The 25645-nt window shown below is 60.1% G+C and carries 19 protein-coding genes; 7 read left to right on the forward strand and 12 right to left on the reverse strand.

Annotation, left to right across the window (positions count from 1 at the left end):
- Positions 1 to 23: 23 nt before the first annotated feature.
- The 7 genes from WFP06_RS01430 to WFP06_RS01460 form a co-directional block, all read right to left on the reverse strand.
- On the reverse strand, positions 24 to 2735 hold the full coding sequence (locus tag WFP06_RS01430) for a M1 family metallopeptidase (RefSeq protein WP_336985480.1): 2712 nt from the start codon (positions 2733 to 2735) through the stop codon (positions 24 to 26).
- 100 nt (positions 2736 to 2835) lie between these two features.
- The gene (locus WFP06_RS01435; RefSeq protein ID WP_336985481.1) at positions 2836 to 4260 is read right to left on the reverse strand and encodes a sensor histidine kinase; all 1425 of its coding nucleotides are present in this window, start codon (positions 4258 to 4260) and stop codon (positions 2836 to 2838) included.
- The gene (locus tag WFP06_RS01440; RefSeq protein WP_336985482.1) at positions 4257 to 4997 is read right to left on the reverse strand and encodes a response regulator transcription factor; all 741 of its coding nucleotides are present in this window, start codon (positions 4995 to 4997) and stop codon (positions 4257 to 4259) included. The genes WFP06_RS01435 and WFP06_RS01440 overlap by 4 nt, the downstream gene beginning before the upstream one ends.
- 53 nt (positions 4998 to 5050) lie before the next feature.
- Positions 5051 to 5782 carry an EF-hand domain-containing protein gene (locus tag WFP06_RS01445; protein ID WP_336985483.1) on the reverse strand — a complete coding sequence of 244 codons (732 nt, stop codon included), beginning with the start codon at positions 5780 to 5782 and terminating at the stop codon, positions 5051 to 5053.
- A 189-nt stretch (positions 5783 to 5971) separates the two neighbouring features.
- Entirely contained in the window at positions 5972 to 6370 is a 399-nt protein-coding gene (locus WFP06_RS01450) for a cupin domain-containing protein (RefSeq protein WP_336985484.1), read from the reverse strand.
- A 3-nt stretch (positions 6371 to 6373) separates the two neighbouring features.
- Positions 6374 to 6751: a VOC family protein gene (locus WFP06_RS01455; protein ID WP_336985485.1), complete on the reverse strand. Its 378-nt coding sequence runs from the start codon at positions 6749 to 6751 to the stop codon at positions 6374 to 6376.
- Positions 6752 to 6808: 57 nt separating this feature from the next.
- A complete protein-coding gene (locus WFP06_RS01460; RefSeq protein WP_336985486.1) occupies positions 6809 to 8626 on the reverse strand; it encodes an aminopeptidase P family protein in 1818 nt (605 codons plus the stop codon).
- A gap of 38 nt (positions 8627 to 8664) precedes the next feature.
- Between WFP06_RS01460 and WFP06_RS01465 the strand changes: the two genes are divergently transcribed.
- Genes WFP06_RS01465 through WFP06_RS01475 form a run of 3 tightly spaced genes read left to right on the forward strand, consistent with a single transcriptional unit; the run spans position 8665 to position 12397 of the window.
- A complete protein-coding gene (locus tag WFP06_RS01465; protein ID WP_336985487.1) occupies positions 8665 to 10728 on the forward strand; it encodes a S9 family peptidase in 2064 nt (687 codons plus the stop codon).
- Positions 10725 to 11129 (forward strand): acyl-CoA thioesterase, encoded by a 405-nt coding sequence (locus WFP06_RS01470; RefSeq protein ID WP_336987596.1) that lies wholly within the window; start codon positions 10725 to 10727, stop codon positions 11127 to 11129. The genes WFP06_RS01465 and WFP06_RS01470 overlap by 4 nt, the downstream gene beginning before the upstream one ends.
- Positions 11126 to 12397: an NADH:flavin oxidoreductase/NADH oxidase family protein gene (locus WFP06_RS01475; protein WP_336985488.1), complete on the forward strand. Its 1272-nt coding sequence runs from the start codon at positions 11126 to 11128 to the stop codon at positions 12395 to 12397. The genes WFP06_RS01470 and WFP06_RS01475 overlap by 4 nt, the downstream gene beginning before the upstream one ends.
- On the opposite strand, the gene WFP06_RS01480 is transcribed toward WFP06_RS01475, so the two are convergent.
- The 3 genes from WFP06_RS01480 to WFP06_RS01490 all read right to left on the reverse strand — a co-directional run bounded on the left by WFP06_RS01480 (position 12394) and on the right by WFP06_RS01490 (position 16063).
- Complete coding sequence (locus WFP06_RS01480; RefSeq protein ID WP_336985489.1) at positions 12394 to 14085, reverse strand: sensor domain-containing diguanylate cyclase; 1692 nt, start codon at positions 14083 to 14085, stop codon at positions 12394 to 12396. The two genes, WFP06_RS01475 and WFP06_RS01480, sit on opposite strands and share 4 nt — an antisense overlap.
- A 114-nt stretch (positions 14086 to 14199) precedes the next feature.
- Positions 14200 to 15318 (reverse strand): alanine dehydrogenase, encoded by a 1119-nt coding sequence (gene ald, locus WFP06_RS01485; RefSeq protein ID WP_336985490.1) that lies wholly within the window; start codon positions 15316 to 15318, stop codon positions 14200 to 14202.
- Positions 15319 to 15394: 76 nt separating this feature from the next.
- The gene (locus tag WFP06_RS01490; RefSeq protein WP_336985491.1) at positions 15395 to 16063 is read right to left on the reverse strand and encodes a YggS family pyridoxal phosphate-dependent enzyme; all 669 of its coding nucleotides are present in this window, start codon (positions 16061 to 16063) and stop codon (positions 15395 to 15397) included.
- Here WFP06_RS01490 and WFP06_RS01495 point away from each other — a divergent pair.
- Positions 16062 to 16628: a thiamine phosphate synthase gene (locus tag WFP06_RS01495; protein WP_336985492.1), complete on the forward strand. Its 567-nt coding sequence runs from the start codon at positions 16062 to 16064 to the stop codon at positions 16626 to 16628. The genes WFP06_RS01490 and WFP06_RS01495 overlap by 2 nt on opposite strands.
- A gap of 92 nt (positions 16629 to 16720) precedes the next feature.
- A complete protein-coding gene (locus WFP06_RS01500) occupies positions 16721 to 19066 on the forward strand; it encodes an FtsK/SpoIIIE family DNA translocase (protein ID WP_336985493.1) in 2346 nt (781 codons plus the stop codon).
- A 9-nt stretch (positions 19067 to 19075) separates the two neighbouring features.
- Here the strand turns inward: WFP06_RS01500 and WFP06_RS01505 are convergent, their stop codons facing one another.
- Both WFP06_RS01505 and WFP06_RS01510 read right to left on the reverse strand, forming a co-directional pair.
- The gene (locus tag WFP06_RS01505; protein WP_336985494.1) at positions 19076 to 21835 is read right to left on the reverse strand and encodes a [protein-PII] uridylyltransferase; all 2760 of its coding nucleotides are present in this window, start codon (positions 21833 to 21835) and stop codon (positions 19076 to 19078) included.
- On the reverse strand, positions 21832 to 23529 hold the full coding sequence (locus WFP06_RS01510; protein WP_336985495.1) for a class I adenylate-forming enzyme family protein: 1698 nt from the start codon (positions 23527 to 23529) through the stop codon (positions 21832 to 21834). The genes WFP06_RS01505 and WFP06_RS01510 overlap by 4 nt, the downstream gene beginning before the upstream one ends.
- 139 nt (positions 23530 to 23668) lie before the next feature.
- On the opposite strand from WFP06_RS01510, the gene lgt reads away from it, so the two are divergent.
- Together lgt and WFP06_RS01520 are read left to right on the forward strand one after the other, a co-directional pair.
- The gene (gene lgt, locus WFP06_RS01515) at positions 23669 to 24565 is read left to right on the forward strand and encodes a prolipoprotein diacylglyceryl transferase (protein ID WP_336985496.1); all 897 of its coding nucleotides are present in this window, start codon (positions 23669 to 23671) and stop codon (positions 24563 to 24565) included.
- Positions 24562 to 25644 carry a class I SAM-dependent methyltransferase gene (locus WFP06_RS01520; protein ID WP_336985497.1) on the forward strand — a complete coding sequence of 361 codons (1083 nt, stop codon included), beginning with the start codon at positions 24562 to 24564 and terminating at the stop codon, positions 25642 to 25644. The genes lgt and WFP06_RS01520 overlap by 4 nt, the downstream gene beginning before the upstream one ends.
- Position 25645: the final 1 nt, after the last annotated feature.

The following is a 25645-nucleotide window of genomic DNA, read 5'->3' on the forward strand; positions in this document are numbered from 1 at the left end:
TTTGTTGGCCGGGCCCAGGATGCTTACAGATCCTGCCGCGCCAGCCAGTCGCCCACTTCCCCGCGAATGCGCGGTGCAGCCGAAAAACGCTGGCTCAGTACAGTGATCGCGCGGTCGAGCGGGCGGCGCTGGTCAGCGGGCAGCTTCTCGGCGTACGCTTCAAGCCGTGCCAGCATTTCTATGCTTTCCGCCCCGTAGAACAGTCTCGCGACGAATTGCGATTTGCCCGATTCGTCAACCAGCGCGTCCACTTTTTCCTGATTTGCCAGATAGAAGTCGAACGCCATTTGCGAATGCAACTGCGACACCGCGGCGATCATTCCCGCGCTGTTTGTTTTTCCCGGTACATCGGTCAGCGCCATGTCGAGCGCGGCCTGCGCGAGCGCCGTATCCGTTGTCTGACCAAGCAGGCGGTAATAGGTCTGCTTTTCGACGGTGCTTTTGGATGTTGCAGCCAGTTCGGCAATCCGGTCCCATTCCGACTTGGTGGCATTGCCCGCGACAATGCCCAGCCAGGTTGTCTTGAGCGGGCCGTCCATTGCCCTTTCATCACTGCCCAGCGCGGTGAACAGGCGGCGCGCCTCTGCAGTCACAGCAGCATTGCCCATCCCGCCCAGCACGCTGATCAGCTGCGAGCGCAGGTTGGAATCTGCCAGTGTTTCCTCGTCACGCGGCACAAATCCGAGCTCGCCCAGTCGCGCACCCCAGCTGTTTTCTGCCCATTTCGCCAATGCGGCTTTTGGTGCATCGTCCACCAGAACGCCGTAATAGCCGCCAAGCTGTCCGATCGCGGATGAAGCCACCACCGGATTGGCATCGACCGGAATGGCCGCCATCAGGTCCAGCGCGGGCGCCATCGGTTGATAGCCGGCTTCCGACATCTCGAGCTGGTCGCGCATCAGGCCAAGCTGGTCGATATCGGCAAATTCGCTCATTCCACCCTTCAGCGCCTCGAGATTGGCGGGCGTGTAGCGGGTCCGGTAATAGCCGAGCTGTCCCGCGTTGGCATTTACCGGGCCGCAGCCGGGCAGCGTAAGCGAGGCTGTGCCTTCAAGCACGTGGCGGGTGGCGGGGCCGCCCGATACGGACAGCAGGACAGGTACCCGCCAGCTTTGCGGGCTTTCCATTACTTCCTGCATCCGGTCGCGGCTGAATTCGCTTTGGCGGATTTTCAAGGTCGTATTGTTGCCAGTACAAGCGATGTCGCCCACTTCGACCATGGGCACACCGGGCTGCGTGGTGAAATCACGCGCGATTTCGCTCAATCGCGGCGCGCCGGCACTTTCAACTGCCGACCACAGATCATTGCCGACCGTATTATCGTAAGAGTGCGCTTGCATATACGCGCGGATACCGCTGCGCCAAATGTCTTCTCCGGCATAGGCTTCCAGCATGGAAATAACCGCTTCGCCCTTGGAATAGGTGATAGCGCTGAAGGCCTGATTGATTTCCTCCACCGAACGAATTTCCTGAACGATCGGATGGGTTGTCGCGAAAGCGTCCAGCGCCATCGCGCTTTCACGCCCGCCGACACGGCCGAGTTCGGGATACCATTCGGGATGGAAGTGCGCGGTGGTCTTGGTTTCCATCCAGCTGGCAAACCCTTCATTCAGCCACAGATCGTCCCACCAGGCCATGGTCACGATATTGCCGAACCACTGGTGGGCGACTTCATGCGCCTGGGTGGCCGAAAGGCCTTGTTTCGCTCGCGCGCTGGTAATTGCCGGATCGACCAGCAGAATGCGCTCGAACGTGAAAATCGCGCCCCAGTTTTCCATCGCGCCAAAAAATTGCGAGCTGCCCGGCCCGGCGATATTATCAAGTTTGGGCAGCGGGTAATCGACCCCGAAATAATCGTTCATATAGCCCATCAGCGGGGCCAATTCCGCCAGTGCGTAATCTTTCTGCGCACCGCTACCGACAGGTGCAACGATGCCCACTTCGGTGCCGCCCGAAGCCATCTTGGCCGCGCGTTCGAAATCGCCCAATCCGAAGAATAGCAGATAGGACGACATTTTCGGACTGGTCGCAAATGTAACCTGCTTGGTCCCGTCACCCAGATCGGTTTCACTTGCCACGGGCATATTGCTGACCGCCATCTGGTTTGCGGGCACGACCGCTGTCAGATCGAAAGTCGCCTTGTAACTGGGTTCATCGAACATCGGCGCGAACCGGCGCGCGTCGGGCGCTTCGAACTGGGTAAACAGCCCGCGGCTCTCGCTGCCATCGATCTTGCTGGGGTAATCCAGCGCGAACAGACCGTTCGCCTGCGTGTTTATCTGGCCCAGATAGGCGGTGTCGATCCGGTACTTACCCGGTTGCAAGGTGCGTGCGGCGGTCAGCGTGGCGGTTTGGCGCTGCGGATCGTAAGAAACCGTCAGCGCATCGCCGCTGCCCGTCGCCAGATCGATCAGGCTGGCTGACTTGATGTCCAGCGATACGGCGTGCAGCGTCACACTGTCGGAGGGTTCGAACAGGTCGATATTAACCGAAGACGAGCCCGAAAACACCAGATTGGCCGCATCGGGCACAATCTTGATCGCATAATGCGACGGGCGGGCGATGCGCGGCAAATCGGTGTTCGTCGATGCCGGCAATGGCTGCGGGGCCGCGGCCGCAATTGCAGCCGACTGTCCGTCCTGCAGCGGTACAGCGGTGGCGGATTTTGCGACAGGAACGGTGGCACAGCCGGCAAGCAGGCTGGCTGACAAAGCGGCGACAAAGGCAGAACGCATGGGGTTATTCTCCGAAATTCCGGCGCGGACTAGCAGGGTAACAATCTGTTAGCGAAGGTTTTCTGCCAGGGGAGCGTACACACCGCCAAAGTGGCCATTTTCAGTCCAGCGGCATGGTGATTGCCGCGTCCAGTCCTGCAGTGCGGCCCGCTGCATCGGCGCGGTTGGTCAGGGTAAGCTGACCGCCATGCTGTTCGGCGATGGCGCGCGCCAGCGTAAGGCCGAGCCCGGCCCCGCCGGTCAATCGATTTCGTGATGGTTCGCCCCGCGTAAAAGGCTCCTGCATACGTTCAAGATCGGCAGGCGGAATGCCGGGGCCATCGTCTGCCACCAGCATGATGACACCCCCCGGTTGCCGCATGATCGATACGCGCGCCGTGCCGCCATAGCGCAGCGCATTGGAAATGAGATTGCGCAACGCACGCCGGACCCAATTGGCGCGCATTCTGCCGACCATGCGCTCGCTCGCGACGAGCGTAACAGGCTCGCCAAGATCTTCGTACTCTTCGACGATCGACGCGGCGAGTGAACCGAGTTCGACCGATTCGAGCGGATCTGTCGGCCGGCCAACGCGCGCCAGCGATAATATGTCGTCGAGTGAATCGGCAATTCCGTCGATAGTTTCGGCCATTTTGGCCCGCTCCGCCTCGTTGGCGACCGTTTCAATCCGCACACGCAGCGCGGCGAGCGGGGTTTTGAGATCATGCCCGATCGCGCCGAGCATGACGTCTTTTTCATCAAGCAAACCGGCAATCTTGGTTTCCAGACTGTTATGCGCGGTAATAAGCCTGCTGACATCCGCCGGGCCGCTGGGCTCCAGCTGGTCTGCGGCGTCGCGCGTGCGGGCGAATTGCTCGCTGCGGGCGGTCAGCGCGGCGAGCGGGCGCGTGATGCGCCGCAGGATCACGGCCAATGCGCCAAACAGGATCAGGAAAAGCAGCAGCGTCTGGATGATGATTGCACTGATCCCGCGGAACGTCTGTTCACGGATGCCGGCGACTTGCACCACGCGCCACCTGCTACCGTTGTCTGCCTGCACCCCGACTATGAAAAACTGTCTTGGCATTGCCCGGTTTGGCAGACCGGCGCGGGCCGCGCGGCGCAGCATCCTTTGCCTCGCCTCGGGCTCGTCATCGAACCTGCGTCTCACGGCGACGATGTGTGCCGGAACAACGCCTTGCCGCAGCAAAATCTCGGCCAGTTGTTCCTCGATACCTGTTTGCCGCCGCTCCCCCGCCCGCTGCGGCGAAACATCCATCCACCGCGGCCTGAATGCGCGCGCGCCGCCGATATCGCCGCGCAAGCCGTCGTCGTTTCCGCGTCTGCGCGCTGCGCGGCGATCGTCGCTTCCGGGCCTCTCGGGCGCCAGCAATCTGAAGGCCGCGCTGTTGGCAACGGTCATCTCCTGCCGGACCTGCTGCCCGCGGTGCAGGACAACCAGATTGACGCCCTGCGCAATGAGCAGGGCAACGGCTATTGCGGCGAGGACTTGCCCGCGCAGCGAACGAGGCCACAAGCGCGTCACTGTTCGCGCAATTCAATCCGGCGCACGTCCGCAGCAAACCGGTAGCCGCCGCCGCGCACGGTCTGGATCAATTGCGGATCGCTGCGATCAAGTTCGATCTTGCCGCGCAATCTGCTCACCTGGTTATCCACCGCACGGTCGAACGCATGGGCCTCGCGGCCCTGAACCAGATCGAGCAGCCGGTCACGGTCCAGAACCTGGCGCGGGTGCTGGAGAAATGCCGACAGCAGCCGGTACTCAGCCGACGAGATCGGCACCAGAGCGCCTTCGGCATCGGTCAGCCTCTGTTTGAGAGTGTCGAGTTTCCACCCCTCGAATTCATAGCCAAGTTCGCCATCGGGGTTGGAATGCGTGGTTCCACGTGTGCCGCGGCGCAGCACAGAACGGATGCGCGCGACCAGCTCGCGCGGCTCGAACGGCTTGACGACATAATCATCAGCACCGATCTCCAGCCCGACGATCCGGTCGGTCGCCTCGCCCTTTGCCGTGAGGAGTATGACGGGAATGCCGATGGATTCGGTAATGTGACGGCACAGCGACAGGCCGTCTTCACCCGGCATCATGATGTCGAGCAGGACAAGGTCGGGCTTGTGGTCTCGCAGAATGCTGCGCGCAGCGGCCGCGCTCTCGGCCATAACGACAGAAAACCCCTGGCCGAAAAGATATTCGGCCAGAGGTTCCCTTAAGGATGCTTCGTCATCGACGAGCAGAATTCGGGTAGGCGATGTTTCGGCCATAAGATTTCGCAGCGCCTACCAGCGTGCCCTCGGTTCAATCAACCCGAGCTTAATTATCCGGCGCGATTGGTGCGGCGCAATTCGCGCATTTTTTCGCGCGCTGCCTTGCGTTCCTCGCCGGTAATCTGCCCGTCATTATTGGCATCGGCCATTTCGAAATGGCTGGTGACAACTTTATCGAATTCGGCCCGCGAGATGGTCTTGTCACCGTCGGCATCGGCCATGCGCATCATCATGCGTGCCTGACCCCCGCCGCCCTTTCCGCCGCCCTTTCCGCCGCGATGGCCGCGCATACCGCGCTTGCCTTCGCCGCGTTCGCCGCGGCGTTCCGTGCGCGCTTCATGGCCGGCTTCCATTTCAGCCGCCGTCAAGCCGCCGCTGCCATCGGTATCGAGGCGGGCAAAGCGTTCTGCCCCGCGCTGGCCGCGATTTTCACTGCGTTCAGCTTGGCGTTCAGTCCGGCGTTCAGCTTGCCGTTCCTGACGCTGGGCGCGGTGGGCCTGCATTTCGGCCTGTGTGACTTCACCGTTATTATCGGCATCCATTGCGGCGAAACGTTGGGCCTTTTTTGCTTCACGATCGGCGGGATTGATAATGCCATTGCCATCGGCGTCCATGCGGGCGAACATTGCCGCACCAGCGGTTCTGGCCTCGGCAAGGGTTACGACACCGTCATTGTTGGCGTCAGCTCTGTTGTTCTTGCCACCGTCCTGGGCAGCAATCGCGGCACCGCCAGCGGTCAGCGCGAGTGCGGCAGCGGATAATGCGAGAGTAAACTTCTTCATGGAAAACTCCTGAAATTACGAAAAGGCGGGCTGCGGCGATACGTGCAGAAGGGGGAGAAACTTTTCGGTATCGCCGCAGCCCTTGATCCCGGTTCTAGAGGCCGACTGTCGCAGCAATATCCCGCAAAACCGCAAATTTGTCGCAAATTGTCGCAAAACGAAGCTGGCGTTAATTTGCCAGCAAGCGTGCTATCGCGGACGGTGCTGCGTGCCTTCGCCAGCGGTTATGAACATCGCCTCAGCCGATCCGGATATGTCGGCTGTATGCCAGACGCCCGGCGGATTGATCGCATATTGACCGGGGGCCAGAGCGGTCCGGATATGCTCGCCATCACTGCCTTGCTGGATCAAATCCATTGATCCCGAAACGCAAACGACGACTTCGGTTCCGGACGGATGCATTTCCCAGACATCCCACGGTGCATCGAAACGGTACATACTGACCAGCCGCCCTTCCGCACCATCGCTACCGTGCCGCTGCTCGTAACCTCCATACCACTCCATCCCGTCAAATGGCGGCTGCGTGACCGAGGTTGCCCCCGGTCCCAGATGAATGAACTGTTTGCGGAGATCGGGCGCGTCAGCCATGGCTCAACCCTCTTTCGCCATACAGAAAGCGTTGAGCTTATTTCCGTCCAGATCGCGGAAATAGGCCGCATAAAAGCCGCCGCCACGATCGCCTGGCGCACCTTCATCAGTGCCGCCCTGGGCAATGGCAATATCGTAGATCCGTTTTACCTGATCCGCATCTTCAGCCTCGAACGCGACCATCGTGCCGTTCCCGGCTGTCGGTTCTTGTCCGTCGAACGGCCGGGTAATCGCGACCCCGGCGGGACCGCCCGGTTCCCCCCAGGCGATGAATGTGTCTTCATCCATCATCCGGCCAACACCCATCTCCCTGGCAATGGCATCGTAAAATTTCGCGTGTTCTTTGAGGTTTTTCGTGCCGAGCGTGACATAACCAATCATCTTTTTTCTCCCTGACGACTCGCGACCTCCTAGAACATTACGGGAACAAGGGTTCTGCTACAAGGGCGTGCACGCATCCTTCAGAAATGCCAGTGCTTCGCCGTCCATTTGCGGCGCGAGCACTGCGTCGACTTTGGCATGATAATCATTCCACCACGCCTTTTCGGCCTGCGACAACATCGACACATCGACCATGTTGCGGGCAATCGGGGCAAGTGTGAGCGTTTCGAAGCCGAGATAATCGCCGTCCGAACCGGCTATGTCGCGCGGTTCGATCAGCACCAGATTTTCGATCCGGATGCCGTATTCGCCAGCCTTGTAATAGCCCGGCTCGTTCGAGCAGATCATGCCGGCGCGCAGCGGTTCATTGGTGCCTGCCTGCCCGCCTGCAGGTTTCGCGATCCGCTGCGGCCCCTCGTGAACCATCATGTAAGCGCCGACCCCGTGGCCCGTACCATGCGCGTAATCAACACCGTCCATCCACAGGAATTGCCGTGCGAGCGCATCCAGCTGACCGCCGGTGGTGCCATCGGGAAATATCTGGCGGTCAAGCGCGATATGGCCCTGCAATACGCGGGTAAACCGGTCGCGAACTTCGGCTGGTGGGGCAGCTTTATCGCCTTCGCCGGCAATCCAGACGGTGCGGGTGATATCGGTTGTTCCGGCAGGATATTGCCCGCCTGAATCGCACAGAAATACGCTGCCGGGAACAAGCGGAGCGTTGGTTTCTTCATTCACGCTGTAATGCGGGCTGGCCCCGTTGGCGCCAGCGCCAGAGATCGTGTTGAACGAACGTCCGCGCAAATCGCCGCATTCGCTGCGGAATTTGAACAGCCGGGCTGCGGCGGACAGTTCGTCGAGCTCGCCCTTGGGACCTTCGACAGACAGCCAGTGAAGAAATTTGGTGATCGCTACGCCGTCCAGCGCCTGGGCATCGCGGTGGCCCTGTTGTTCGGCCGGATTTTTCTGCGCGCGCGGCAACACGGTGGGGTCGCGGGTGGTGACGATAGTGGCGTCCGCTTCGCCAAGCGCGGCAAAAATTGCCGCGACCGAGCGTTCTGCATCGACTGCAACACGCTTGCCCTTCAGGCCTTTGAGCGCAGGCACAAAATCATCGCGGCTGCGAACCCTGACGGCGTTACCCAGATGCGCGGTCAGTTCAGGAGTTACCTTTTCAGGTGCGATGAACATGTCCGCCGTACCGTCGGCATGAGCGATTACAAAGGACAGCGCCACAGGCGTATTATCGACATCGGCACCGCGAATATTGAGCAGCCATGCGACCGAGTCGAGCGCGGATACAACAGTCGCATCGAGATTTTCAGCCTTGAGCCACTCGCCGATCTCGCCGCGCTTTGCGGCGGAGGATTTTCCCGCCAGTTCATCCGAATATGGCACCGCAACGGCAGACGATGCCTCCGGCTGGTCCTGCCACACCGCGTCGAGCGGATTTCCGTCAGTGGCCACAAGCTCGCCGCCCTTAGCGTTCAAAACCGTCTCGACCGAATTTGCCCAGTCGCGGCCATGCAGCCATGCATCATAGCCCAGCCTGGTGCCTTCAGGCGCATTGGCCTTCAGCCATTTCGGGATACTGGTCGCCGGGACATTCTCATATTCCCAGAACTGGCCGTCCACCTGCTCGCGCACTTGCAGCGTGTATCGCCCATCGACGAACATCACAGCGCGGTCTTTCATCACCAGCCCGGTGCCCGCCGAACCCCCAAAACCCGACAGCCAGCCGAGCCGCTGGGCATAGGCCCCGACATATTCGGACATATGTTCATCGGAGATGGGAATGACGAAGCCGTCGAGTCCCCGGCGATCAAGCTCCTTGCGGAGGGCGTCGAGGCGGGCTTCGTGTGTGTGCATAAGCATGGCTTGCGGTCCTTTCGTGCGCACAATAGACGCGCTGGATGACCATTTCCACTCCAGTGTCGCCGCCCGTCGCGGCAAAACGCCCTTTTACCTCCACTCATCACGGGATTGAACTGTCGGATGATTATGCGTGGCTGCGCGATCCCGCCTATCCAAAGGTGGAGGATAAGGAGATTCTCGCGCATCTCGAGGCTGAAAATGCCTGGTTCAAGGCGCGCATGGGCGACCGGCAGGACCGGATCGATGCGCTGTTTGCCGAAATGCGTGCCCGTATCAAGGAAGCCGATAAATCGGTCCCGCAGAAGGACGGCGATTACCTTTACTGGACCGAATTCGAAGACGGCGCGGAATACCGCAAATGGTGGCGCAAACCTGTTTCCGGCGGGGCTGACCAGCTGATCCTTGACGAAGTTGCACTGGCCGATGGCAAGGAATATTTCCGCCTCGGTGCGCTGTCGGTCAGCAAGGATGGCAGGCTGCTCGCCTATTCGGTGGACGATAATGGATCTGAACGCTTCACCATGCGGATCAAGGACCTGGCGACCGGCGACCATTTGCCGGACGAAATTCCCGGTACATTGTCCGCACTGGTGTGGTGCGCGGATGACAAGGCACTGGTTTACTCGCTCGCGAATAAACAATGGCGCACGGATAATGCGCGGCTTCACTGGCTGGGCCAGCCGATCGAAGACGATGTCGAGCTGTATCACGAGGATGACGACGGTTTTCGTGTGGGCAGTTCAATCTCGGCGCAGGATGACTGGCTGGTGATCGGCACTTCGGATCATCAAACGAGCGAAATCCGGATCGTCCCCGCTGCCAATCCCGAGGCCGAGCCGGTGCTTGTGAAACAGCGGGTGGACGGTGTCGAATTCGACATCGACATCCGAGATGAAACCGTCTTCGTCCACACCAATGACACGCATGAGAATTTCCGGCTGGCCACCGCGCCGGTATCCGCGCCCGGCGAATGGACCACACTGATCGAAGGATCGGACGATTTCTATCTGACCGGCTTCGATATTTTCAAAGATTTTTATGTCACCGAAGGGCGTTTGCGCGGTCTGGATCAGGTCCAGCTGCGGTATTACGATGATCCATCGCGGGTTGAAACCGTAGCATGGCCAGAAGCCAGTTTCAGCGCGGGCACGGCGGGCAATCCCGAATATGACAGTCGGGTGCTGCGGATGACGTATAATTCGATGGTCACGCCCAACACGGTGTTCGATTATCACGTAGCCGAAAAACGCCTCGAACAGCTGAAGGTGCAGGAAATCCCGTCGGGCTATGATGCCTCGCTTTACACCACCGAGCGGCTGGAGTTCGCAGCGCGTGACGGAACGATGATCCCCGCCAGCATCATCTATCGCAAAGACAGAGAGGGCTCAGGCCCGCTGCATCTTTACGGATATGGCGCTTACGGGATCGCGATCGAACCGGGTTTTTCAACCACGCGGTTCAGCCTTGTGGATCGGGGTTTTGCCTATGTTATCGCGCATATTCGCGGCGGCGATGATCTGGGCCGCGCCTGGTACAAGGCGGGCAAGCTGGAACGCCGCACCAACGCCTTCAACGATTTCGTCGATGTCGCCAAAGGGCTGATCGATCGCGGATACACCGCTGCAGGCAAGATCAGCATTTCGGGCGGGTCGGCCGGCGGCGAACTGATGGGCGCGGTGATCAATTCCGATCCCGACCTGTTCGGCGCGGTGGTGGCGCATGTGCCGTTTGTCGATGTGCTCAACACGATGCTGGATGCCAGCCTGCCGCTGACGCCGGGTGAGTGGCCCGAATGGGGCAATCCGATCGAGGACAAGGCCGCTTACGAACTGATTGCCAGCTACAGCCCCTATGACCAGACCCGCGCGCAGGATTATCCGCCGATGCTGGTGACCGCTGGCCTGAACGATCCGCGCGTGACCTATTGGGAGCCCGCCAAATGGGTCGCTAAATTGCGCGAAGTGAAAACAGACGACAATATCCTGTTGCTCAAAACCAATATGGGCGCAGGGCACGGCGGCAAATCGGGGCGTTTCGAAAGCCTGAAAGAAACCGCCGAAGAGTATGCCTTCATCCTGTGGCAAATGGGCGCGGACGAATAGTGCTGCGTTTCACCCGCACTTTCACCGCTGCGCCCGAACACATCGATGTGATGGGCCATGTGAACAATGCCGTCTGGGTGCAATGGGTGCAGGATATGGCGACGCAGCATTGGGATGCAGCGGCGCGGCCGCAAGATCAGGCGGCTTTCATCTGGCTGGTGATCCGGCACGAGATCGACTATCGCGGCAATATCGGGGCGGGCGAAACCGTGACCGGTGAAACATGGATTCCCGGCGCGGCGACGGGGGCGAAATCCGTGCGGCGGGTCGATTTTCGCAATGCAGCGGGCAAAGTGATTGTCAGTGCCAACACCACATGGGCAATGCTGGATAAGGAGAGCGGACGACTGGCCCGCGTCCGGCCCGAAGTGCTCGCACCATTTATCGAGGAATCCGAATGACCCGGTCGCTGCTGTTTACCCCGCTAACGCTGCCCAATGGTGCAATCGTACCGAACCGCATTTGCAAGGCGGCGATGGAAGAAAACCTTGCCGATGCAGGGCAGCTTCCGGGCGAACGCCTGTATACATTGTATGAACGCTGGGCGCGCGGCGGGGCGGGCATGATTTTGACCGGCAATGTCATGGTCGCACCTGACGCGCTGACGGGTCCGGGCGGGGTGGTGCTGCAAAAGGAAACGCCGGTTGAACGGTTTGCGCGCTGGGCTGACGCGGGAAAATCGGGCGGCGCGCAGTTCTGGATGCAGATCAACCATCCGGGCCGCCAAGTGTATAAAGCGATGGGCGAACAGGCCGTCTCGCCGTCGGATATTCCAGTCGATCTGGGCAAGTTTTCGGGCATGATGGGCCAGCCGCGCGCGCTGACCGGGCCGGAGATAGAGGCGATCGTCACGCGCTTTGCCGATACCGCAGAGCAGGCCGAGAAGGCCGGCTTCGACGGTGTCCAGATCCATGCAGCGCATGGCTATCTCGTCAGCCAGTTTCTTTCGCCCAATGCCAATAAGCGAACCGATAGGTGGGGCGGTAGTCTGGAGAACCGCGCACGCTTCCTGCTGGCGATCGTCGATGCTGTGCGTGCACGCGTAAAGCCCGGCTTCGGCGTCGGCGTAAAACTCAATTCTGCCGACTTTCAAAAGGGCGGCTTCTCGTTCGAGGAAGCACGGCAGGTTGTCGAATGGCTGAACGACAAGGCGCTCGACTGTGTCGAATTATCGGGCGGCTCTTACGAAAGTCCCGCAATGCAAGGCAATACTGCGGAAGACAGCCCGGAGCAAACCAGTACTGATAAACGCGAGGCCTATTTCGTGAAATTCGCGCGCGACATCGCCCATGTCGCCAAAATGCCGATCATGGTTACCGGCGGTATCGTCCGGCTGGACGTTGCCGAGGATGCGCTGGAGAAAGACCCGCAGGGATTTGGCGTCGCGATGCTCGGGATAGCACGCGCGCTCGCGTTCGATCCCGACTTGCCCGAAAACTGGCTGGCAGGCGAGCAAACCGAAGTCCTCTGGCCCGACATTACCTGGAAATCGGGCGCGCTGAAGGGGCTGGCGACCATGTCCGTGACAAAGGCCCAGCTGGAACGGATTTCTGTTGGCAAGGCTGTGAAACCGGACGTCTCGCCGGTTTGGGCGTTGCTTTCCGATCAATTCAGGACAGCCCGGCGCACCAGGCGTTACAAGCAATGGCGCGCGGGCGGCACGGTCTAGGCAACCCGCCGGTCGTCCTTGCGCCGATCGGTACGCGCACCAAAATCGGTCAGCTTTTCATAGGCAGTGCGATTGCGGCCGGATTTCTTTGCCTGATAAAGTAGCCTGTCGGCAATCTCGAATGTCGGCCCAAACCCCATGTCGCGGAATTCTCCGCAGGGCATTTCCACAATGCCCATACTGGCGGTGATGGGCGAATCGAGGCCCGGCACCATTGCCGCGACGCGCGAAGTGATGGCCAGTCGCAGCCGTTCGGCACGTTGGCGCGTGTCGGTTCCGCGTAACAGCAGGATAAATTCTTCGCCGCCCAGACGGATAGCCAGAGTTTCGTGATCACCGCTGAGCGCACTGGCAGTGGCGCGGAGCACCTCGTCGCCCAGCTTATGGCCATGCACATCGTTAATCCGTTTGAAACGGTCCAGATCGAGTACTGCCATCGTGTCGAACCCGCTTTCGCGCAGCCGTTTGAAACGCGGTTCAATCGCTCTGCGGTTCATCAATCCGGTCAGCGGATCACGCTGCGACAGTTCTCCCAACACCTGCGCTTCGGTCAGCGCGCTATCGCGCTCGCGCCGGAGCGACAGGAAACGCTCAGCCACGCCCAGTGTGATTATCAGAACTTCGAAGCCGAGGCCGAGAAACAGCAGCTGATCAAGCGTCGATGGCCCAGAATAGGCGCCGATACCGCGTAACAGCCGGTCAATCGCAGCCAGGACAATCGGCACCCATGCTGCGGCAAGGAACCGCGCCGACCGGCTACCGCGCAAGAGCGCCTGCACTATGCCCGCGATGTAAATGGCTATGACGGGGATAAAGGCCAAGAAGTACAGCGCGTTGTCAAAACTTTGGGTCGCATCCAGTTGCAGCGCGCAAAACCCGATGACGATCAATGTCCACCAGCCCGAAGCGCGGATCAACTTGCGCATCGCCGGGGTGAGCGCGCTGTTTTCCAGAAATTCGAGCGAGAAGAACGCCGAGACGGCGACGCCGATTGCCCACAGCAGCGGGCCGCTGATCGCAAGCAAAGTTACGGGTAAAATGAGGAAAACGTTGATTAAACCTCCCGCAATCAACAGATAGCCGATCATCGAGATGATCATGACCGCGTGAAGCAGGACAAACCGTTCGCGCAGAACAATGTAGAAGTTTACATCGAACAATAACGGGGCAATCAGCAATCCGCCGATAAACGCCATCAAGGCGATTTCCTGCATTCCCCAAGCGGCATTCCCGATGTCCGGCGTCAATCTGGCGTCGGCAAACACAGTCACGCTGTGGGGCTTGGTTATTTTGACGATCACCGCGCTGGTGTCGGCGTTGATCTGCGGCACATCGGCTGCAAACATCGGGCCCGCAGGGATGGCTTCGACTTCGCTGGCGTTCAGGGTGGAGGCCCTGATCGACCCGTCTTTATCGATTGCCGCGATGGTGATGTCGGCAAACCGGGTGATCCGCGAGAAGAATGTTTCGGGCGCTGCCTGGCCGGTCCAACCGCTGGCATCGAACAACAGCCATCCTGCCTGCGCGTTACCTTTGAAATCCGTCGTATCACAATCCCACAATGCCCGGTTTGCAGCCATGGTTTCGATCGGGATATCTGCCGCGCCATGCGCATGACATTGGGCCTTGATTTCCGCCGGATCACCGTTTGCCAACGCAGGGACGCCTGCCGCGAGCGCGGCAACCATAATCCAGAAACGCAGAAAAACCTGTCCCATGAGCAGTTTAATATGGAACAGTTATTTACATACTGCTTACAATTGGCGCTTTATTAGACCTGAAAAATGGCAGTTTAATTAAGGTTAACGGTCAAGCGCGTCCGAAACCGGCAAATGCTCGTAATCAAGTTCCTGGGCAACAGCGGCGTAGGTTACCTTGCCTGCATGGACATTCAGACCTTCCGCAAGATGCGGGTTGGCGCGCAAGGCGTCCTTCCAGCCCAGTCGCGCAATCCGCAAGGCGTGGGGCAGTGTGACGTTGTTCAGCGCATAAGTGCTGGTGCGCGCGACTGCGCCAGGCATATTGGCGACGCAGTAATGCACAATGTCATCAACGACATAGGTCGGATCGGCATGGGTTGTCGCCTTGCTGGTTTCAAAACAGCCGCCCTGGTCGATCGCTACATCGACAAGCACCGAACCGGGCCGCATCATGCCGAGCATTTCGCGGGTAATCAGCTTGGGCGCGGCGGCACCGGGGATCAGCACGGCGCCGATGACCAAATCCGCCTCGCGCACTGCTTCTTCAAGATTGGCCTTGTTTGAAAATCGGGTTGCCGCGCGATTTTCGAAATGCGTGCCGACCGCTTCCAGCACTTCGGGGTTGCGGTCGAGGATGGTCACGCGGCCGCCAAGACCAACCGCCATCTGGGCTGCGTTGAACCCGACCACGCCGCCGCCGATCACCACGACGTTGGCGGGCATTACGCCCGGCACGCCGCCGATCAGCACGCCGCGGCCATTGTGCTCCTTTTGCAGCGCTGTCGCGCCAGCCTGTATGCTCATGCGCCCGGCCACCTGGCTCATCGGTTTGAGCAGCGGCAAACTGCCACCGGGGCCGGTCACCGTCTCGTAAGCAATTGCGGTGACACCGCTTTCAACCAGTTCGCGGGTCTGTTCCGGGTCGGGTGCAAGATGCAGATAGGTATAGAGGATCTGCCCCTCGCGCAGCATGGCGCGCTCACCCGCTTGCGGTTCCTTGACCTTGACCACCATTTCGCAGCCATCGAAAATTGTCCTGGCGTCGGGTTTGATGGTACCGCCCGCGCTTTCATACTCCGCATCGGTGCAGCCGATCCCGAGACCGGCGCCGGTTTCCACCCAGGCTTCGTTGCCTTGCGATACCAGTTCGCGGACGCTTTCCGGCGTCAAACCGACACGGTATTCGTGGTTCTTGATTTCGCGAGGTGTACCGACGATCATGGAAAAATCTCCCTAGGCCGCTGCTTTTATAGACGAAACGATTGCGCGGCAACGCAAGTTTGTTGCGTAAATCGCGCTAGTGCCGACCGCGTGCCCCGAACAGCGCGGTTCCTACGCGGATATGCGTGGCGCCCATCATGATCGCGGCCCTGAAGTCACTGCTCATTCCCATACTGCGGCCGGGCAGGTCGTGGTCGGTAGCCAGCTTGTCCAGCAGTGCGAAGAACGGGGCAGGCTCGATTGCCAGCGGCGGAATGCACATCAGGCCGATTACCGGGATACCGGCGTCATTTGCGCGGCTGAGCAGGTCCGGCAAAGCACTGATCGCGCAGCCGCCCTTTTGATCTTCCTCGCCCACATCCACCTGGATAAAACACGGTATGCGGCGTCCGGCCTTGTTCATGGCTTTGCCCAACGCCGTGACCAGACCGGGGCGGTCAAGCGAATGGATGCAGTCGAATACAGTCACCGCATCATCGGCCTTGTTCGACTGGAGCCGGCCGATCAGATGCACCTCCGCGTCAGGATATTTCTCACGCATCCGCGGCCATTTGGCCTGCGCCTCCTGAACACGGTTTTCGCCAAATACGCGGTGGCCCTGCTCCAGCAACGGGAGGATGCTTTCCTCCGGGTGCGTTTTGCTGACTGCGATTAGCGTAATATCGTCACTCTCCCGCTGTGCGATTTTGGCGGCCGCGGCAATCTGGCGGTTGATTTCCTCAAGCGGTGTGGCTGCGTTTTCCATGATGCCGCGCTATAGCGTGCAAATGGATCAAAACCAGCCCGACTTACCGCGCATCTGGCTGCTCAGCGATGCACGCAACGATGCAGTGCTGGAACGTGTGCTGGCTTTGCTGCCACCGCGTTCGGGGTTTATCTATCGCCATTATCATCTTGGTCCGCGCCAGCGCCGCAGCCGCTACGCGGCGCTTGCGACGATTGCCCGCTCGCATGATCATCTGCTGTTGCTTTCGGATGGGCCGGCAACCGCTCAGAATTGGTCTGCCGATGGAGTGTACGGATCGCCGACTTCGATCGGTCTGGGCGGCGGATTGGTGAGGCTGGCGACTGTTCATGATCGCCGCGAGTTGGACGCGGCCAATTTGGTCCGCGCCGATGCGGTGGTAATCTCGCCCGTTTACGAAACGAAGTCTCATGAAAATGCGCAGCTGCTGGGAGAGGATGGCTTTCGCAAACTGGCGCAGCTGGCAGAGATGCCGGCAATCGCGCTGGGCGGAATGGACGCAAACCGCGCTGCGCGGCTGGGTTGCGAGCGATGGGCAGCGATTGACGGACTGTCGAGCTGCTAGAACCCCGGCAATCGCAGACGCTCGCAAAACCGAAGGATTCTTGACGGGGACTCGCCTCCCGGCGCATGGTAGTGTCAGGGAGCTTGAGGATTATGGCATCACGCGCGGCAAAGGCGCAGACAGACTGGCGCGCTGCGTTTCGCCGCAGCGCCCGCCGCGCTGCCCAGATGACGGGCGCGGCAACGCTATTTGCGGCCATGGTGTTCCTCGGTCTGGCGCTGGCAAGCTACACGCAAACCGATCCGAGCATTTCAACCGCCGCTGCGACCGGAAATATCGGCAACTGGATGGGCCTGCCCGGCGCGTGGGCAGCCGAACGCGCGCTGTTGCTGTTTGGCTGGACAGCGACATTGCTGCTGCCGCTGCTTTATATCTCGGCGCGCAATTTATGGCGTGCGATCGAACAGGACGACAAGCCTGAAGACACGCATTGGTGGCGCCCGCTGGGGATGCTGCTGCTCGCCATGGTCCTGCTTGGCACCGCCTTGGCGCTGATTATCGATCCGGAGCGCGGCACGATGCCTGCCTCGATGGGGGGCATTTCCGGGTTGCTGGGCGCTGGCGCAATCAGGGCGATTGCCGCCCGTTTGCCCGAAGCTGCGCAATTCTGGACGATCCTGCTACTGGGGCTGGGATCACTGGCGGGCGGTGCGGTGCTGGTCGGGCGTGTCTTCACCATCGATTGGGCCGCTCTGCTCACGCTACCCGATTTTCTCAAGCGTTCGCGCGGCGATGACGAATTCGACGATGGTGCCGGTGCGAGGCCATCGCGCCGCAGTGCAGGCGAGAAGAAACCGCGCGAGAGCAAAAGCACCCCGATCATCGACGAAACACCGCGGCGGAGCCCTGAAATCGCCGATCCTTCAACCGCACCAAAACGCGCGAAACCGCAGCCGAAAAAACAGCAAAAGGACATGTTCGCCGAATACGAACTGCCCAGCCTCGACCTGCTTGAAGACCCGCCCGTCCACGCTGCGCCAAAGCTGGACAAGATGGGGCTGGAACGCAACGCCCGGCTGCTCGAAAATGTGCTCGACGATTTCAATGTGAAGGGCGAGATTACCGCAGTTCGAACCGGACCGGTGGTTACGATGTACGAACTGGAGCCTGCGCCGGGTATCAAGGCCAGCCGCGTGGTCGGGCTGGCTGAAGATATCGCGCGCAACATGTCGGCCATCAGCGCGCGCGTTTCGCCCATTCCAGGCAAGACCGTGATGGGCATAGAATTGCCAAATGCCGACCGCCAGATGGTGGTGCTCAAAGAACTCGCAGCGTGTGAAGATTTCGCCGAAGCCAAGGGCGCATTGCCGATCATTCTGGGCAAGGATATCGCGGGTGATCCTGTCGTCGCCGACCTTGCGGCCATGCCTCATTTGCTGGTTGCGGGTACCACCGGATCGGGAAAATCGGTGGGCCTCAACTGTATTCTCCTGTCGCTGCTTTACCGCTTCACACCCGCCGAATGCCGCCTGATCCTGATCGATCCCAAGGTGCTCGAGCTCAAGAGCTATGACGACATCCCGCATTTGCTCTCGCCAGTGGTGACAGAGCCGCACAAGTCGGTGCGCGCACTGAAATGGGCGGTCGAGGAAATGGAGCGCCGCTACCGCATGATGTCGAGCATCAACTCGCGCAACATCAGCGGCTTTAACGAAAAGCTTAAGGCCGCAGCGGCCAAGGGTAAACCGCTTGGCCGCCGGGTGCAGATCGGGTTCGATCCGGATTCGGGCGAGGAACTGTTCGAGGAAGAACAGCTCGATTATGAAGTGCTGCCCCAGATTGTCCTGATTGTTGACGAGCTGGCCGATTTGATGGTCACCGTGGGCAAGGAGATCGAGGTTCTGATCCAGCGACTGAGCCAGAAATCGCGCGCAGCAGGAATCCATCTCATCATGGCGACGCAGCGTCCGTCGGTCGATGTGATCACCGGCGTGATCAAGGCCAACCTGCCAACCCGCATCAGCTTTAAAGTCACCAGCCGGATCGACAGCCGCACAATTCTGGGCGAGCAGGGCAGCGAACAGCTGCTGGGCAAGGGCGATATGCTATACAAGCCCAACACGGGCGCGATGGTCCGCGTACACGGCCCGTTCGTATCGGACGAAGAAGTCGAAGCGGTTGCCGACCACTGGCGCGCGCAGGGCAAGCCAGACTATGTCGACGCGGTGACCGAGGAACCCGAAGATGGCGGCGGCCTCAATTTCGAAGACGATCTGACCGCTTCCGACAATCCGGACGAGCGCAAATATCGTCAGGCCTGCCAGGTGGTGATCGAAAACCAGAAGGCATCGGGAAGCTGGCTGCAGCGGCAGATGAGCGTAGGTTACAACACTGCTGCGAAATGGATCGAGCGGATGGAAGGCGAAGGTCTGGTTGGCCCGGCAAACCATGTCGGACGCCGCGAAATCTACCGCGACCGCGATGGCAATCCGTTGTAATCGGTAAATTCAGGCAGCAGCTTCCTCGGCAGCCAACTCGTCGCTTCCCGCCGCGACCAATGCAGCCTTGATTCTGCCGAGCCGGTCCATCGCCTCGATCTTGTGACCCAGCAGATCCGTGACGTAGAATACGTCGGTCGCGCGCTCGCCATAGTTGGTTATATGGGCCGACTGGATCAAAAGCTGTTGATCGAACAAGGCGCGCGCCAGCCGGCTGAGCAGCGCCGGCCTGTCGCGCGCCGTCACTTCGAACACGGTAAAGCGGTTGGAAGCCGAATTGTCGAACACCGCGCGCGGGCGGACTTCGAAACTGTCAGCGCGGGTCCGCGGCAGGGGCCGCCGCGCCAGTTGCGGAACCATCTCGATCCGGTTCGCCAGCGCATCTTCGATCGAAGTCTTCAGTCTTTCCAGCTGTGCCTGTTCTTCGAACGGGCGGCCAAAGGGGTCCTGAACCAGAAAATTATCGACCGCGATACCGTCGCGCGTGGTGTGGACACGGGCATCGATGATGTTTCCGCCAGCCAGGTGGATTCCGCCGGCAATCCGGTAAAACAGGCCGGGATGATCGGACGCTATGATGCTGACCAGCGTGGCGCCGCGCGATGCGTAAACCTCGCAATGGATCGATAATCGCCGCGCGAGCCCCTGCGCCGCGTCATGCTGGACCAGATTAAGCGCAATGATGTCGGCAGGTTCGGCAATCCAGTAAGAATCGTGAAACCGTTCGCCCAGCCTGTCAACAAGGTCCCCGCGCGGGCCAAGGATGGCGCGGACATCTTCCTTGCACGCCAGAACCCGCTCGGCCCGTCCGCGCGATTTGTGCCCCAGACGCAATTGTTCCTTCGCCAGATCATACAGTTCGGCGAGAAGCTGCCGCTTCCAGCTGTTCCAGACGCCGGGGCCGACCGCGCGAATATCGACGATGGTGAGGATCGACAGCTGACGCAATCGTTCCATCGTTTGCACTTCCGCAACGAAGTCGGTGATTGTCTTGGGGTCCGAAAGATCACGTTTGAACGCCGTCGCGCTCATCATCAGATGGCGCCTTACCAGCCAGGCGACCAGATCCGTTTCCGCTGGCTTCAGCCCCAGACGCGGGCAAAGGCGTTCGGCGATTTCTTCGCCGAGGACCGAATGGTCGCCGCCGCGCCCCTTGGCAATATCATGCAGCAACACAGCCACATACGCCACGCGCCGCGACACGAGCTTGGGCAGGATTCCGGTTGCCAGAGGGTGATCGGCTGCCAATTCGCCGCGCTCGATCCGCGACAGTAGCCCAATCGCGCGGATAGTATGTTCGTCAACCGTATAGTGATGATACATGTCGAATTGCATTTGTGCATTCACGCGGCCGAAGTCCGGCACGAAGCGTCCGAACACGCCCGCTTCGTTCATCCAGCGCAGCGCCGTCTCCGGGTCGTTGCGGCCGGTGAGCACATCGAGGAACAGCGCGTTGGCGCGTTTGTCCTTCCGCACACTTTTCGTAATCAGCTTCGTGTCGCGGCTGGCCTGCCGCATGGTTTGCGGGTGGATTTCCAGCTGTTCGCTTTCGGCCAGGGCAAACAGTTCGATCAGCCGAACGGGATCCTTTTCAAACCAGTCGTCGCCCGGCGCTTCGATCTTGCCGCCGAACACCCGGTAGCCTTTCAATATGCGCGGCTTCGCCCTGAAAGTTGCCAACAGCCCCCGGTGCGACTGTTTTTTCGCAAATTGTTCGTTGATGTGTTCAAGGAAAACACCGGTCAGACTGCCCACCCGCTGCGCTTGCAGGAAATACATCTGCATGAACCGTTCGACAGCGCTTTTTCCGGTCCGGTCGGCAAACCGCATCCGTGCCGCAATCTCGCGCTGCAAATCAAAGGTCAGACGGTCTTCTGCGCGCCCGGTTACGATGTGGAGATGGCACCGGACCGCGAGCAGAAAAGTCTCCGCGCGGCGGAATGCCCGGTATTCTGCCTTTGTAAACAGATTGGCCCCGACCAGTTCGGATGCGCTGCGGACCTTGTGGATATATTTGCCGATCCAATAGAGCGTCTGCAGATCGCGAAGGCCGCCCTTGCCCTCTTTTACATTGGGTTCCACGACATAGCGGCTGTCGCCCACTTTCTTGTGGCGCAGGTTCCTTTCGGCCAGCTTTTCGGTCACGAATTGCCGTTCTGTCCCGTGCACAACCTCCGTGTTGAAACGCGCAGCAGCCTCATCGTACAGGTCGCGGTCGCCCCAGACGTAGCGGCCTTCCAGCATGGCTGTCCGGATCGTCAGATCTTCGCGGGACATCTTGACCATTTCATTCAGGCTGCGGCTGGAATGCCCGACCTTGAGGCCCATGTCCCACATGAAATAGAGGATCGCTTCGATCACCTGTTCGCACCAGGGGGTGCGCCGGTCCGGCGTCAGAAATGCTATATCCACATCGGAATGCGGGGCCATTTCTGCGCGCCCGTATCCCCCGACTGCCATGACGGACAGGCGTTCGCCGGTCGTGCGATTGTCAGCCGGATAGACATTGGCAATGACATGATCATGGACCAGGCGAACGAGCTGATCGACGAGGAATGATTGCCCGCTGGTGCATTCATGCCCGGCTGACGGTTTATCCTGCAGCCGCGCCGCAATTTCAGCGCGGCCAGCCTCCAGCGCGCCTTTCAGCAAAGCGACTATCTGCGGGCGTGCATCGCTCCCCGCCGCGGCGATTATCGCTTCGATCCGGCCCGCCAGTTCGCGGCGGTCGATGATCGCGCGTTGCCGGGCGATCTTGATCCCGCTCACGCGTTTGCCGAACCCGCCGTAAACTGGTCACGGACTGTGCGCTTGTCGATCTTCTGCGTGCCAAGTCGGGGCAGCGGCTCTTTCGCTTCCCACATTATTTCGGGAATTTTGAACTTCGCCAGATGCTCCGCGAGATAGGCGCGCAGGGCATCTTCGGTCAGTCCGCTGCCGGGTTTGGCATACCAGACAGCGCCGGGCACTTCGCCCAGCCGTTCGTCGGGCAAACCGAATACGGAGCATTCGACGATATCTTGATGGCCGTAGATCCCCTGTTCGACTTCGATGCAGGTGATATTCTCTCCGCCGCGAATGATGATGTCCTTCTTGCGATCAACGATGAACAGATATCCGTCTTCGTCCAGATAACCCAGATCGCCGGTCAGGAAATAGCCGTCAGGCAGGATAGCTTCTGCGGTGGCTTCGGGGTTTTCCCAATATCCGCCGAAATTGGCGATGGTCCTGATAGCGACTTCGCCGACCTTGCCCTGCGGCACCGGTTTGCCGTCATCACTCAGAATCGCCATGTCCACCAGCGGCTGGCTGGGTTTGCCAGTGCTTTCGGGTTTGGCGAGATAGTTTTCGTTAAAATTGCCGCAGCCCGCAGCATTGGTTTCGGTGAGGCCGTATCCCAGGAGCGGGAAACCGCCCGGAAATGCTTCCTTGATCCGGGTCACGTGTTCGACCGGACGCGGCGCACCGCCCGCGGCAAAGCTCATGCAGGCGGACATGTCGTATTTGGCGCGGTCGGGGTGAGTGGCGATCTCATAGCTCATCAGCGGCACACCGACAAAATAGGTGACCTCTTCCGCCTCCATCATCCGCATGGCTTCGACAGCGTCCCATTTGGGAATAATCACCAGCTTGCGGCCGATCGCAAAGCTTTGCAGCAGCAGCGGAATTTCGCCGGTTACATGGAATAGCGGCACCGCCACGAGCGCGCATGGCTGGCGCGTAGGCGCTTCGCCCTTTGCCGTCAGATAATGCAGGCTCATGACGGTTTGCGCGACGTAGTTGAACACCCCTTGCACCACCCCGCGGTGGTCGGACCAGGCACCTTTGGACTGGCCGGTCGAACCCGATGTGTAGAGAATTGTTGCCAGATCGTCCGGCCCCAGATCGGGCAAGGCGGTGGTTTGATCGCCGCCTTTCGACAGCAGAACCGCCAGACCCGTTTCAGGCGGTCCGTCGTGCGAGAATACTACTATTTCGGCGCCATGATCGCAGCCATCGAGACGCGCGGCGCGGTCGGCATCGGCCAGGACGATGCTGCATCCGGCCAGTTTGATACCGCCGGTCAGTTCTTCACCGGTCCACCAGCCGTTGAGCAGCGTCGAACAGCCGCCCGCCATCATGATGGCCATATGCGTGATTATCCAGTTGGCTGAATTGCGCGCCGCAATACCGATGCGGTCACCGCGCTTTACACCGTAGCCGGCAACCAGACCGCCAGCGACCTTGCGCGCCGCGGCATAGGTTTCGGCAAAGGTCAGGCGGATGTCGCCATCGACGATAAATGTCTTGTCGCCATGTTCGGCGCAATAATGGGCAAAATAATGTGCCATGCTTGGCGGGGCGTTCTTGAACGCAGGCAAATCACGGCCAAACCGCTGCACCGGTTCGGTTTCGAACATAGCCCCCGGCGCAGTCAACGCTGCCATGATATTCGTAAGAGCGGTGTCGAGCTCGGTCGCCATAGTGCATTCTCTCCAAGAGGATCATTTCAACCAATTAACTGGCTATTTGCTGAATAGCGGTCTTTCGCCGCCTCTCAGCCTATGCCAAAAGCCGCGCGAAAGTCCCGCGCGGCGGGCTATGTCTTAAGGGGTAAGCGCCTTGCTGTCACTATTGGCTGCGGCTTCCGCGCCGTTGCAATGGTCCGAATTGGGCCTCACGCCGGGAATCGATCTCGGATTCTTCCAGTTGCGCTACTATTCGCTCGCTTATCTTGGCGGAATTCTGTTCGCTTACTGGCATGTCGGGAAAATGATCAAGGCGCCCGGCGCGCCCATGGCGCAGCGGCATGTGGACGATTTGTTTTTCTACTGCACTCTGGGTGTGATTTTCGGCGGACGGCTGGGCTATGCCCTGTTCTACAAGCCCGAACTGTTCAGCACATTTACCGAAGGCGAATTTGTCAGTTACAATCTGCTGCGGCTGTGGGACGGCGGGATGAGCTTTCATGGCGGATTGCTGGGTGTGGTTCTCGCCATCGCTTTTGTCTGCTGGCGCGGTAATCTCAAGCTGCTGCGCGTTGCCGATTATATCGCCGTGCCGGTTCCCATGGGCATGATGCTGGGCCGGCTGGCAAACTTCATCAACGGGGAATTATGGGGGCGTGAAGCCGAACCGGGTCTGGCGTGGGCCATGATTTTCCCCGGCGCGGGCGACATTCCCCGCCATCCCAGCCAGCTGTACGAAGCGGTTCTGGAAGGCGCGATTCTGCTGGTCATCCTGCTGTTTATGTTCTGGCGTACGCGCGCCCGCTGGCGGCCGGCTCTGCTTGTCGGTGTGTTCACAACGGGTATGGGGCTTGGCCGCTTCATCGTGGAATATTTCCGCCAGCCGGACGAGCATTTGACCGAGTTTGCGCTGCAATCCGGCCTTTCGATGGGCCAATGGCTGACGATACCCCTGATCCTGCTGGGAGCGGCGCTGATCATATGGTCGCTGACCCGGCCACCACTGGGCGCCGGCGACATCAAACTGCCCAAGGAGCCTGCCGAGGCATGAACGCGAGTTCGGGCGGCGACCTGACGGCAACCTTCCGCAGGTTGATTGCCAATAGCGGTCCGATTTCCGTCCAGCATTTCATGGGCGAAAGTAATGCCCGCTATTACGCCAGCAAGGATCCGCTGGGGCGCGCGGGCGATTTCGTCACCGCGCCGGAAATCAGCCAGATGTTCGGCGAACTGATCGGTTTGTGGCTGGCCGATATCTGGATCCGTTCGGGCAAGGATGATCTGGTCCATTATGTCGAACTGGGCCCGGGGCGCGGAACGCTGGCAAAAGACGCCATGCGAACCGCAAAACGTTACGGTTTGGAACCGCGCATCCATTTTGTCGAAGGGTCCACAACCTTGCGCGACCGGCAATTGGCGATGGTGCCCGGCGCGCAGTTCCACCACGATTTATCGACCGTGCCGCTCGACGGAACCGTGCTGATTGTCGGTAATGAATTTCTCGACGCCCTGCCGATCCGCCAATTGGTAAAAACCAGAGATGGCTGGCGCGAAAGGATGATCGGGGTGGACCCCGAATATGCTTCGTTCATTCCGGTTGCCGGCACCCAACCGATGGATGCAGCGGTGCCCGAAGATATGCGCGATGCGCCGCCGGAAACCATCATCGAAAGCTGTCCCGGTGCCGCAGCGGTGCTGTATGAGATAGCCGGACGGCTGAACGCGCAAGGCGGCGCGGCATTGCTGATCGATTACGGCTATACGAAAAAGCGCACAGGATCGACCTTGCAAGCCGTTGCCGACCACAAGAAGGTCAACCCGTTTGAAAATCCTGGAACGGCGGATTTAACCGCGCACGTCGATTTCGCCACGCTGGCGCAGATTGCGCAGTCGCGTGAATGCAAATGGCTGGGAACGGTAACGCAGGGCGACTGGCTGCGCGCATTGGGAATAGAAGCGCGGGCCGAAAATCTTGCCCATGCCGCCCCGCAATATGCGGCCGAACTGCAAGCAGCGAAGGACCGTCTGATCGGTGACAAGCAAATGGGCAGGCTGTTCAAGGTAATGGGTCTGTCGGCGCCGCATTGGCCTGACGGTGTGGGTTTTGCCGCCGCCCACAATATCGCCTGAA

This window comes from Altererythrobacter aquiaggeris, assembly GCF_037154015.1.
GTDB lineage: Bacteria > Pseudomonadota > Alphaproteobacteria > Sphingomonadales > Sphingomonadaceae > Aestuarierythrobacter > Aestuarierythrobacter aquiaggeris.